The organism is Micromonospora sp. (assembly GCF_048594385.1).
Taxonomy (GTDB): Bacteria; Actinomycetota; Actinomycetes; order Mycobacteriales; family Micromonosporaceae; genus Micromonospora; species Micromonospora wenchangensis.
The window spans coordinates 1-11,637 of sequence record NZ_JBMDWU010000528.1 but is presented as its reverse complement, the minus strand read 5'-3'; the positions used below and the strand labels follow the sequence as shown (position 1 = coordinate 11,637).

Below are 11,637 nucleotides of genomic sequence, written 5' to 3'. Positions count from 1 at the left end.
CATGACGTCGACCGGTGCGGCGACGGCAAAATCGCCGAGGTATACCCGGCCCCTGTGCCGCTGGGGGCTGACGTATCGCGGTTACAAGGGGCGGGGCCAGTCGCTGCGGTTCGGGCATCCCTGCTTTGGTAACGCGCCATTCGTCAGGGGCGAGCCCGTAGGGTCTGTCGCGTGGCCGAGACACGGACCGAACCCGACCTCTCCTACATCGCCAGCGTGACGCGGGTCCGCGCTGCCGCCGGCGTGATACTCCGGGATCAGGCCGGCCGGGTGCTGGTGGTCCACCCGACCTACAAGGACGTGTGGGAAGTTCCCGGCGGAATGGTGGAGCCGGACGAGTCTCCGGCGGATGCTTGTGTACGCGAGATCCAGGAGGAACTTGGCCTTCCAGTGCCCACGGGAGCACTGCTGTGCGTCGACTGGGTGCCGGCGAGCCCACCATGGGACGGCGGGCTCATGTTCGTCTTCGACGGAGGCGTACTGACAGCGGACCAGATCACGGCGATACGACTGTGCCCGGACGAACTCGACCGGTTCGACTTCGTCGAGCCGGAGCGCCTGGGTGAGGTGTTGATCCCACGGCTGGCTCGGCGGGTTGCCGCGGCCGTCGCCGCGATCGGGCATGGCGGTGTCTACCTCGAAGATGGAGTCACCGCCTCAAGCAGGTAGTCGGCCGGATTGAGCCGTGGACGCGGCGCTCGTGGCAGGTCGGACACAGCGAAACTCCCGAAGGCCGCCGAGCCCCGCTGGGGACACGATCTCGACAACACAGCAATCGGCAACTGCTGCCTGTTCCACCTCGACTCACTTACCGAACTTCTTGAGCGGCCGACTGGAGTAGGCGGTGCGGAGGCGGCAGCAGCCGATGCGGCTCGGGTGTCTTCTACCAGTCGATTGGCTTGCCGTCGGCGAACAGGCCGCCGGTCGGTCCGTCGGGTGGCAGGGTGGCGAGCCACACGGGTGTTTCGGCACCTTCCTCGGGCGTCCGGTCGGTCTCGCCGTACGCCAATCTGGTGTTCATGCGTCCCGGTGAGCATGCGTTGACCAGGATGCCGGTGCCGGCGAGTTCGGCCGCGAGGACCCGGGTCAACGCGTTGAGGGCCGCCTTGGACACGCGGTAGGAGACGTTGGTGTCGCCCATGGTGGCGAGTGAGGCGAGGTGGCTGCTGATGTTGACGATGCGGCCGTAGCCGTTCTTCTTCATCTCCGGTACGGCGGCCGCGCAGCAGCGCCACGCGCCCAGGAGGTTGGTGTCCAGGGCGCTGCGGACCCGCTCGAAGTCGGGGCTCGCCGCTGTCTGGCCGCGGTCGATGGCGATACCGGCGTTGTTCACCAGGACGTCCAGCCGGCCGTGGCGCTTTGCGGTGTCGGCGAAGGCACGCGCCACGCTGGCCGGGTCGTTGACGTCGAGTTGGTGTGCGCTGGCGGATAGTCCGTCCCTCGTCAGGTCGGACACCACGTGGTCGACGGAGTACTCGTTTCGGCCAGCGAGCACCACGTGCAGGCCTTGCTCGGCCAGGTTGCGGGCGATGGCTGCGCCGAGTCCTCGGTTGGCGCCGGTCACTACGGCGACCTTGATGTCGTCAGCCATGGTCAGACCCCCAGGGTGGCGAGCTGGTCATCGAGGGAGCGAGCGCGTGGGTCGGCTTTGGTGAACGGGAGCCGTTGCCGTGCTCGAACGACGCGGCGCATGTTCCGTTCTGATGGGGCCTCACGGATCAGTGGTATCGCCTTCGCGACGAGCGATGCCGCGTGGTCGGCGTCTCCGAGTTGCGTCTGCGCCGACGCGCGGCGAATCACGTATGTGGCCCGGTCGCGCACCTTGGTGGCTGGAACCAACCGGAGCGTACGACTGAAGTACCTGTCGGCTTCTTGCGATCGGCCCAGATCCAGGTAGCAAGTCCCGACCTGGGCGTTGAACTCGGATTCGTCGAAGTACCCAAGATAGGCGGGCTCCGGGTCGGTCGATGTTATGCGATCGAACTCGACGTCGGCCTGTTTGAGGAGACGTTCGCATGCTCGGCTGTCGCCGATCGCTGCGTGAGCCCTGGCCTCCCGTAGCGCCAGCATCGCGGCGGCGCGTGGGGTCACCCCTTTGGCACCCTCGTGGGCGCTACGCGCCAACTCCAGTGCCTCTCGGGGGCTACCGAAGTCGTAGCACTGCAGGCTCATCGATTTGAGGATGTTGGCTCCCAGCAATCGGTCGGCGGCGGCGTGTGCGGCGTGTAGTGCGGCGAGCCAGTAGCGCTGCGCCGCTGCGTGCAGGCCAGCGTCGAACGACGCCCAGCCGGCCATCCTGCCGAGTTCTGCCGCCAAGGCGTACAGTCGCTGACCCACCACAGCCGTGTAGGCGGATCGGTCGAGGACATCCACCACCATGCCGAGTTCGGCGTGGATGAGGGCCCGGGCTTGCTCACCGCCTCGGGTCGCCTCCAGGAAGCGTAGTCGCGGAAGGCCCTCTTCCATCCGTTCGACCAGGTCGGCGGTCACCTGGCCGCCTCGCAGGACGGCAACGAGTTCTCGAGGTTCGATGGTCAGCCACGCTTCGGCGATGCCGGCCAGGGGCACGCCTGTGATCTTCATGAAGGCACGGCGGTCCACGTGTGCGTACTCCAATGCGTTGACGAGTGCCTGCAGTCCGCCCGACTGGGTCCATCCGAAGGAGGTCGGGATCGGGTCACCGGCGGGAAGCCACTGCGGCCATGGTGCCTCCCGTACGCGCTCCTGCGGAATGTCGAGTACCGCGGCGAGAGCGAGCTGGCTTTCGAGATCGGGGACCACTCCCCAGTGCTCCCACCGCCACGCCTTCTCTCGCCGGGCGGCCATATTCCGGCTGTGCTTCGCGATCGCACTGACCACGTCCTGGTATGTCCACCCTCGTGCAGCGCGCACGACGCTGAGCGGGTGAATGAGGCGATCCCGATCGGATGCCGGTAGCTGCGACGCCATCGCTGCCTCCTCAATGCCTAAGCACTGTAATGCGCGCTCGCTTATCCGTTGAGGATCAACGACCAAGATCTGGTGAGAGACAACGGCGAGACTACGCCCCGGGCCTGTTCAACCGCTTCGTAGCACGGTTGGCTGTGGTTGCCGGATCGCGTTCGTCTGGCGCTTCTGAGGCTCCTGCTCGTCGTCACTGCCGGGGAGGGCGTGACGGCGGGCAGGACAAGACGCAGTGCTGGTAGCTGCGGGGGCTACCTGCCCACCCATCATCCCGGTCCTATTGGAGGTTGCCATGAACAGCGTGCTCGCCGTCAGCGACGACCCGTTCGAGCTCGATGTGCAGATCGTCACGGAGGGTCCGGTTGCCGCCGCCTTGCTGGGCGACACGGACGACGGCTGCGACACCGTGAGGGGCAGCGACTGCTGACCGATCATCCTCGCTGGTTCCGGCAGGCGATCCCCCGGTGCCTGCCGGAACCGGCACCCCCTATCCAGCCATGTCCCGCAGGAGCGCCTCGTGACGGAAGGAGAGCGACTCATGTTTCGGTCGGTCGATGCCGCGACGATCCGCATTGCCGCTCACTCATGGCCCGACGGCCCTGCGCCTTGGCCGGACCGGAGCGACGCCTCCGGTATCGGGGACTGGCTGCATGCGACGTGGCGGAAGGTCGGTCTGGCCGAGGCTGTCTGGGCCGCCAGCCCTGAGTTCGCTGCTCGCGTAGAAGCGGTTCTGGCCACAGGAGGCGCTGCTCCGGACCGAGGGTGGCGGATGGCGTTGGCGTTGGCGCGGTATTTGGTCCGTGCGCAGCGGCGTGCGACGCCCTTCGGGTTGTTCTCGGGGGTGGCGGCTCTTCGGTTCGACGCGGTGGCTGCGGTGGTGCCGGCAGGGCGGCCGGCGATCCGGGTACGGCCGGACGCGAGTTGGCTCGCGTCCCTGATTGCGCGCCTTGAGGCTGAGCCCGACGTGCGCCGCCGTCTGCCCATGCAGGCGAACAACCTGGCGCTGGTGAACGGGCCTCGGATCGTCGTGGCCCGCCGGCCGCACGCCTCTGCATGTGCGGAGTCGACCTCGGTCAGGAACACCGCAGCGGTACGGCTGGCGATGTCACTCACCCCTACTCCGTTGCCGTGGGGTGAGCTGGTCGACGCGGTCGCTGCTGCGTTTCCCGGCTTCCCACGCGCGTCCGCTGACACGATGGTTGCCGGCCTGGTGGACCACGGCGTGTTGATCTCCGCTCTCCGGCCACCATCGACGTGCACGGACCCGATCAGGTATGTCCTGGACACCCTCGATGCGGTGTTCGACGGTGATCCGGAGGGGCAGCGAGCCGTTCGAGCCGAGCTGCGCTCGTTGTGTGGTCGTCTCGGTGGTACCAGCGCGGGGAGCTCGACGTACCTTCATGGGCTCGCCGACCGTATGCGCAGCGTGGCACCGGCCACCCAGCCACTCGCGGTGGATCTTCAGCTCGCGGATCAGGTCGTCCTGCCGGAGCAGGTCGCCGCCGAGATCGCCGCATCGGTGGAGGTGCTACGACGGCTGACGCCAGATTCGGCGGGGCGGCCCGAGTGGCGCGCGTACCGTGCCCGGTTCGTCGACCGCTACGGGATGACGGCTGTGGTGCCGCTCGCTCGGCTGGTAGATCCGCTCGTCGGGCTGGGCTTCCCAGCACACTTCGGCACTCTGACTGACGCGCCGGCGGCTCTGCTGTCCGGCCGTGACGAGCGTCTGCTCGCGCTGGCTCAGCAGGCGTTGATCGACGGTGCTCGTGAGGTGGTTCTCGATGACGCAGCCGTCGAATGGCTCGCCGGCACCGGCGGAGTCACCGGGTCTGTCAGTCCTCACGTCGACGTTTCGGCAGAGGTACGCGCGGTCTCGCTGGAGGCGCTGACACAGGGACGGTTCACTGTCGCGCTGACCGGCATGGGCCGCTCGGCGATGGCGACGAGTGGCCGTTTCCTCGACAGGCTGCCCTACACCGATCGGGAGTTGATGTGCCGGGAGTTCGCCCGTCTTCCTGTCTCGGTGGCCGGGGCCATTCCGGCGCAGCTGAGCTTCCCGCCGCGCAAGCTGCACACCCAGAACGTACTCAACTCCCGGCAGGTACTCCCGTGGCTGATCAGCCTCGCCGAGCACCGGCCCGTGACCGAGAACGTATTTGGCCTCGACGACCTCGGTATGACCGCCGGCCGTGATCGGCTGGTGCTGGTGTCGATGTCGCGGCAGCGGGTGGTGGAGCCGACGGTGGCGCACGCCGCCGCCGTACACACGATGCCGCTGCTCGGCCGGTTCCTCCTGGAGCTACCGCGAGCCACGGACGCCCGGCTGAAACCGTTCGACTGGGGTACGGCTTCCTGCTTGCCGTTTCGACCCGCGCTGAGATACGGCCGCGTCCTCCTGGCGGCAGCCCGGTGGCGCGTCGATCCGACGGTCCTGCCCGGTGCGGACGCAGGCGATGACGAATGGTTTACCGCCTGGGAGGCGCTGCGGACGAGGCTACGGCTGCCGGCATGGGTGCAGGTCGGCAACGGTGACCAGAGGCTTCGGCTCCATCTCAATCAGTCCATGGATCGTGCCCTGCTGCGTGCCCACCTGGACGCCAGCGCCGGACCGGTCACCGTAGTGGACGCGGCGAGCCCTGAGGACTTCGGTTGGCTCTCCGGCCGCGCCCACGAGATCGTCGTGCCGGTCGCCTCGACGGTTGCGCCCGCTGCCGCGCCGGCCGTAGTTACCGCGCGAGGCGCATGGCCGCCACCTGCTCCCCCCGAGCCGGTCATACCTGGTGTCGGTGGCCTGCTGTCCGCTTCGGTGGCCGTCGAGCCTTCGACGATGGAGCTGGTCTTGATGCGGGGGCTGCCCGCGCTGTTCGCCGACTGGCCCGAGCCGCCGCTGTGGTGGTTCGTGCGCATGCGACGCCCCACCCCGCATCTTCGACTACGACTGCACACCGATGACTACGGTGACGCGGCGGTACGGGTCGGGCGGTGGGTCGCCGGGCTCCGACAGCAGCGCCTTGCCGGCGATTGGAGCCTGGACACCTACCATCCCGAGTCCGGTCGGTACGGCTGCGGCACCGCGCTGGCAGCGGCCGAGGAGTTGTTCGCCGCCGACTCCACTGCGGCCCTGGCGCAGCTGATTGCGCAGCCCGAGTCTGGGATCGATCGGCAGGCACTGACCGCCCTGAGCATGGTCGACCTGGCCGCCTCGATGCTCGGCAGCCGCACCAACGGATGCGAGTGGCTGGTGGCACGCCCCGAGCAGACCGGGCAGGCACCGGTCCAGCGAGACGTGCTGCGTCAAGCGGTCACCCTCGACCCGAGCGAACTTCCCGAGCCCATCCAGCAGGCATGGCAGGAACGCTCCAGGGCCGCCACGCGGTACGCCGCCGAACTGTCCGCCGTCGCCGGCCCGATCACCCCCGCCTCGGTGCTCACGTCGCTGATACACCTGCACGTCGTTCGCGCTCTCGGTCCCGACGAAGACGCTGAGCAGCTCACGTATCGGTTGGCACGCCATATCGCGCTGGCGACGGTGCGTCGCCGGGTGCGCGCCGTAGGAGCATCCCGATGACCGGAGCACCGCTGAGGACACCGTTGCTACGGGCGGCCGAGACGATGGCCGCATGCATCACCACCACCCTGACCGAGCCGCCGCCCTTGGATTTCGCGGCAGACGACTACGGGCCACGCAGTACCCGCTGGTACGCCCAGTCGCTGTCCCGGGGTGCCGCCGGGGTGGCACTCCTGCACGGGGTGCGAGCGCAGACAGGACACGGCGGATGGGAACCGGTCCATGCCTGGCTGCGACGCGCGACCGCTGACCCGCTGAACAGCGGCAGCGGAGCCGGACTCTGGTTCGGCACACCCGCTGTCACCCACGCACTGACCATGGCCATGCCGCACTCCCACCCGGCAGCCCTGGACGCGCTTGATCATGCCCTCGATGACCTGGTGGAACGCCGCCTGGCCGCTGCCACAGCACGCCTCGCGGCGCGTGCCCGGCCCTCGCTGTCGGAGTTCGACCTCGTACGTGGGCTGACCGGCCTGGGAGCCCACCTGCTACGCCGCGCCCCGGACGGACCTCTGCTCCGGCGGGTGCTGGTGTACCTGGTCCGGCTCACCGAGCCGATGCAGACCGACGACGCCGCGGGTCGACTTGCGCCGGGGTGGTGGAGCGCAGACCCCGCAGACCGCGAAGGTTCGGAGCCGGGCGGGCATGCCAACGTCGGCATGGCGCACGGCATCGCCGGTCCGCTGGCTCTACTGGCCCTGGCCGTGCGGCAGAACATCCGGGTGCCGGGGCACGCGGAGGCGATCCGCCGGATCTGCACGTGGCTCGACCGCTGGCAGCAGGCGAGCCCTGCGGGACCGTGGTGGCCGGAGAAGATCACCGTCGCAGAGTTGCACGCCGGGAAGCCCTCCATGAGCGGACCGGCGCGGCCGTCCTGGTGCTACGGCACCCCCGGAGTCGCCCGCGCCCAGCAGTTGGCCGGGATCGCTCTCGACGACGTCGCTCGGCAAGAGGCGGCAGAGGAGGCCCTGATCCGTTGCCTGGCCGACCCCCGACAACTCGGCCGGATCGTCGATCCGTCGCTGTGTCACGGCTGGGCAGGGCTTGCCGCTACGGCCTGGTACGCCGCCGCCGACGCCCGCACCACCAGTCTGCAGAAACAGCTGCCCGAGATCGTGCGCCTGCTGATCCAGCACGCCACGGACACCACCCCGGCACGATCCGGCTTGATTACAGGCCCCGCCGGAATCGCCCTCACCCTGCACACCGTCGCGACCGGCAGCGACGTCCGCTGGGCCACCAGCCTGCTGATCAACTAGACGAGGAGCGTCGTGGATCTCGATTCCGAACCCGACACCGAGCCACCCGGCGTGGCGCCGGTGAGCCGATGGCGCCAGCTCAACCTGACCTTCTCGGACTGGCAGACCGCTGAGGACTTCGCCGCCACCCGGCTCGCCCCCGAACTCACCGCTGCGGAAGACCACCGGGCGATCACCGCCTTCTGGTTCATCCGTAAGAGCGAGACGTGGCGGCTGCGGCTCCTGCCCGGCGACCGGCTCGCCCAGGTCTACGCCCTCCTCGCCTCAATCACCGACGACGACCGCATCCGCGGTGTCACCGAGCCCGTCTACCGGCCCGAGGCGTACGCCTTCGGCGGGGACCAGGCCATGACGATCGCCCACACCCTCTTCCACACGGACAGCCGCCACATCCTCGGCCATCTCGCCACCGCCGGCGGCACCCACCGGCGTGAACTCGGTGTCCTGCTCGCCACCCGGCTCATGCGCGCCGCCGGACTGGAGTTCTCCGAGCAGGGCGACGTCTGGCGGCTTCTCGCCTCGCGCCGGCACCAGCCGAACGCCTCCGCGCCGAGCCCGCGGCTCATCCCGGCGGTGCGGCGTCTGATCACCGCAGCCGATGACACGGCCGCAAGCCCACTGGCCGTTACCCCGCAATGGCCGAAAGCCCACGAGCAGGCAGGCGCGGACCTCGGGTTCCTCGACCGGCACGGTGCGGTGACCCGCGACCTGCGCGAGGTGCTGACCCACCACCTCTTGTTCCTGTTCAACCGGCTCGGCATCTCCGCCGCCGACACCTGGCTACTCGCGACGGCGGCCGTGACCGTCACCTTCCACCACCCCTTCGACACCCCCTCCGGCTATCAACCCGCCGCCAAGATCGACAGTAGGGTCAACGCAGTGAACACTTCCCCCACCGCACCAGGACTATCGGGTGCCGCGACGCTCCGCGAACAGCTCGCCAGCACGCTCGAACAGCGCGGCCACATCCGCTCCGCTCCCGTCGCGCACGCCTTCCGTGCGGTCTCCCGCGAGCAGTTCCTCCCCGGCGTCGACCTGGAAACCGTGTACACCCGTCGCCAGATCGTCACCAAACGGGACCCCAGCGGTACGGCGTTGTCGTCAGCGTCGAGCCCCAGCCTCGTCGCGGACATGCTCGAACAACTCGCCCCACAACCCAGCCACCGCGTCCTGGAGATCGGCGCGGCCACCGGCATCAACGCCGCCCTACTCGCCGAACTGACCAATCCCGGCGGCACGGTCGTCACCATCGAACTCGACCAGGACCTCGCCGACGGCGCCCGCGCCAGCCTCGACCGCACCGGCTACGACACCGTCGCAGTGGTCTGCGGCGACGGAGCTCTCGGCGACCCCGACCACGCGCCCTACGACCGGATCATCGTCACCGCCGGAGCCTGGGACATTGCCGCCGCCTGGTGGGAACAACTCGCCGACCACGGCCGCATCGTCGTGCCCTTGCGCGTGCACGAGAGCGGCCTGACCCGATGCTTCGCCTTCGACCGCACCGGTCCTCACCATCTGGTCAGCACCACGACGCCGCTGGTCTGCGGATTCGTCCCCATGCGCGGCAGCACCGAACACACCGACCACCACGTACGCCTCGACACCGACGTCGTCCTCAAACTCGACGCCACCGACCAACCCGACCGCGCCGCCCTCGCCAAGGCTCTGAGCCACCCCCGGCTCGAACGCTGGACCGGCATCCAGGTCAGCGACGCCGATCCCATCGGCCACCTCGACCTGTGGCTCCTCGTGCACGCCAGCAGCCCGTTCGGCCGCCTCGGCGTCGGCGATACCGCCCGCACCAACGGACTGGTCACCCCCGCCTACCGATGGGCCGGTGCCGCCATCTACCACGGCGGCACCATCGCCTACCTCGCCTTCCAAGACACCGGCGACGGCCACCACGAACTCGGCGCAATCGCCCACGGACCCGACGCCAACGCGCTCGCCACCGAACTGACCAACCTGCTCGACCAATGGGACGCCGCAGGCCGCCCCAACCAGCCCACCGTCACCGCCCACCGCGCAGGAGCCCGACCCGCCGAACCCGGCGACATCAACCGACCCGACACCGCCCTCACGATCACCTTCTGACCGCACCCCACGCCGGAACGGTGCCCTGTCCCGCCCCGGCACCCGTGGACGAGCACAGCTGAAATGTCGCGCACGCCCTGGACGCACCTCGTTGCCACTACGCGGCTCTGCCGCAGCAGATGAGGACACCATGACTCCGTCACTTGCCGCCACCATCGCCGCCCGATTCCCTCTCGTCGCCCGCAAACGACCGCCCGCCAAACCACTGGATGCTCGGGTCGACCGGCTCGTCAAGCTCGCCGAAACCGCACACCGCGAAGGCGACCCGGACAAGGCGTCCATGGTGTTCAACGGGGCCGCCCTCATCGCCTCCGACTGCGGAGAACCCCACCTTGCCCGCGCCTGGTGCCGCCGCCACGCCAGCCTCTACCTGAACCAAGCCCCGCTGAACGGCTACACGGCCCGCTTCGCTCTCGAACCCGTCGTCAACCTCGCACGCCTACGCATCCGTGACGGCGACGGCAACGGCGCATACCGCCTACTCACCCACCTGCACACGGCCATCGGCGGCGGCACTCCCGCTGATCTGGACGACCTGGAGATACACCCTCGACAACTTCCCACCGATCCCGAAGAACTCGATCAGATCATCGGTTGGCTGCGCGGCACCCTGCTCTCCGACGGAACCCGCGCCCTCATCCTCGCCGAACGGTGGGACGACGCCGTGAACCATGTGCGCCGGTACGACGGGGTCGGACCTACCCTCATGGATGGACGACAGGTCGCGATCGTCGCCCACCTACTGCAGAACGAAGGACCGGCAGCAGCAGCTCTCCTCACGACCACCAAGATCGAAGCGCCGTGGGAGCACGCGGTGCATGGACTCCTCACGACCTGGCTGGACTTGGCTGCGGGTCACACCCCCGTCGACCACGCTGACCTCATCGATCGAGTGTCGGCCACACCACGAACCACCGGTCTCACCGTGTTCCGCGTTCGCCTCGGACTGACGGCCCTGGATCTCGCGGTGAGCGTCCCAACCGCTGCCGTGGACAGCCTGACCAAACAGTTGGTCGCAGATGCTATCCACGACGAGGACGCCAACGCGGCGCGCGACCTCATCAATCATCCGGCCGTTACCTCCGAAAGCGAAGGGACGCTGCGGGCTTTGATGCAGGCAAGTGGGTTAGGCCAGGGCCACCTACCAGCAGCAGCGGTTGATCAGCTTTCCTCAGCACTTGATGTGGCGGGAACCGCAATACAACGGCATCTGCCCTGCCAGCGGAACCGATTGAGGGCACGACAACCCCGGTCGATGCTGCGATGAAACGAGCCGCCATATTCGTCGGAAGCTGTAGAGGCAGGTGTACGTGAGCCCGGACCTGCTCGGCAAGATCGAGAAAACCGAGCGTACCGCCAGCCTGGACGTCATGAGTCGCTGCGACCAGGCGTTGGGGACGGGCGGAGCGTTGGCCCGCTTACGACGATTCGTGGACCACCGCTCGGCAGCGCGGCCACGAACGGCTGCCTCGGTGATGAATCCGACACGGTTCATGGTGGTCATGGAGATCCTGGCTGCCGGGCCTGTCGACTCCGACGCCGTTCCCCTCGTGAACAGCGGCGGCCGGACCCGTTTGTACGCACTCCACGACGGACAGGGCAGATGATCGGAACGGATGCCGTCCCGGGTCCCGTCACATCGGAGCAGATTCGCGACCTGCAGAAGGCGCTGGGACGGCAGTTGGCCCACTGGCGCAAGGCAGCCGGGATGACCCAGGCCGCCCTCGCCAGGCGGACGGCCTACTCCCGCAGTTCGGTCGCGAACGTGGA

The 11,637-nt window shown here is 68.6% G+C and carries 10 protein-coding genes; 8 read left to right on the top strand and 2 right to left on the bottom strand.

What is annotated here, in order from left to right:
• The first annotated feature begins 171 nt into the window (after positions 1-171).
• The gene (locus tag ACOJTC_RS27925) at positions 172-669 is read left to right on the top strand and encodes an NUDIX domain-containing protein (protein ID WP_420119116.1); all 498 of its coding nucleotides are present in this window, start codon (positions 172-174) and stop codon (positions 667-669) included.
• 214 nt (positions 670-883) lie between these two features.
• On the opposite strand, the gene ACOJTC_RS27920 is transcribed toward ACOJTC_RS27925, so the two are convergent.
• Both ACOJTC_RS27920 and ACOJTC_RS27915 read right to left on the bottom strand, forming a co-directional pair.
• Entirely contained in the window at positions 884-1,591 is a 708-nt protein-coding gene (locus tag ACOJTC_RS27920; RefSeq protein ID WP_420119115.1) for an SDR family oxidoreductase, read from the bottom strand.
• A gap of 2 nt (positions 1,592-1,593) precedes the next feature.
• On the bottom strand, positions 1,594-2,949 hold the full coding sequence (locus tag ACOJTC_RS27915) for a transcriptional regulator (protein ID WP_420119114.1): 1,356 nt from the start codon (positions 2,947-2,949) through the stop codon (positions 1,594-1,596).
• A 286-nt stretch (positions 2,950-3,235) separates the two neighbouring features.
• Between ACOJTC_RS27915 and ACOJTC_RS27910 the strand changes: the two genes are divergently transcribed.
• The 7 genes from ACOJTC_RS27910 to ACOJTC_RS27880 all read left to right on the top strand — a co-directional run.
• Positions 3,236-3,370, top strand: coding sequence for an FxLD family lanthipeptide (locus ACOJTC_RS27910; RefSeq protein WP_357657892.1), 135 nt, complete (start codon positions 3,236-3,238; stop codon positions 3,368-3,370).
• A 111-nt stretch (positions 3,371-3,481) separates the two neighbouring features.
• Entirely contained in the window at positions 3,482-6,511 is a 3,030-nt protein-coding gene (locus ACOJTC_RS27905; protein WP_420119118.1) for a lantibiotic dehydratase, read from the top strand.
• Positions 6,508-7,770 carry a lanthionine synthetase C family protein gene (locus ACOJTC_RS27900; protein ID WP_420119113.1) on the top strand — a complete coding sequence of 421 codons (1,263 nt, stop codon included), beginning with the start codon at positions 6,508-6,510 and terminating at the stop codon, positions 7,768-7,770. The genes ACOJTC_RS27905 and ACOJTC_RS27900 overlap by 4 nt, the downstream gene beginning before the upstream one ends.
• 60 nt (positions 7,771-7,830) lie before the next feature.
• Complete coding sequence (gene fxlM / locus ACOJTC_RS27895; protein ID WP_420119112.1) at positions 7,831-9,867, top strand: methyltransferase, FxLD system; 2,037 nt, start codon at positions 7,831-7,833, stop codon at positions 9,865-9,867.
• A gap of 130 nt (positions 9,868-9,997) precedes the next feature.
• A complete protein-coding gene (locus ACOJTC_RS27890; protein ID WP_420119111.1) occupies positions 9,998-11,134 on the top strand; it encodes a hypothetical protein in 1,137 nt (378 codons plus the stop codon).
• Positions 11,135-11,177: 43 nt separating this feature from the next.
• A complete protein-coding gene (locus ACOJTC_RS27885) occupies positions 11,178-11,474 on the top strand; it encodes a hypothetical protein (RefSeq protein WP_420119110.1) in 297 nt (98 codons plus the stop codon).
• Positions 11,471-11,637 (top strand): helix-turn-helix domain-containing protein (locus ACOJTC_RS27880; protein ID WP_420119117.1); only part of this gene is annotated, 167 nt, incomplete at its 3' end. The genes ACOJTC_RS27885 and ACOJTC_RS27880, both read left to right, overlap by 4 nt.

Excerpts from the sequence above, each read along its gene's own strand:
- ACOJTC_RS27920 (WP_420119115.1), bottom strand. The coding sequence starts at position 1,591 with ATGGCTGACGACATCAAGGTCGCCGTAGTGACCGGCGCCAACCGAGGA.
- ACOJTC_RS27905 (WP_420119118.1), top strand. The coding sequence starts at position 3,482 with ATGTTTCGGTCGGTCGATGCCGCGACGATCCGCATTGCCGCTCACTCA.
- ACOJTC_RS27890 (WP_420119111.1), top strand. The coding sequence starts at position 9,998 with ATGACTCCGTCACTTGCCGCCACCATCGCCGCCCGATTCCCTCTCGTC.
- ACOJTC_RS27910 (WP_357657892.1), top strand. The coding sequence starts at position 3,236 with ATGAACAGCGTGCTCGCCGTCAGCGACGACCCGTTCGAGCTCGATGTG.
- ACOJTC_RS27915 (WP_420119114.1), bottom strand. The coding sequence starts at position 2,949 with ATGGCGTCGCAGCTACCGGCATCCGATCGGGATCGCCTCATTCACCCG.
- ACOJTC_RS27900 (WP_420119113.1), top strand. The coding sequence starts at position 6,508 with ATGACCGGAGCACCGCTGAGGACACCGTTGCTACGGGCGGCCGAGACG.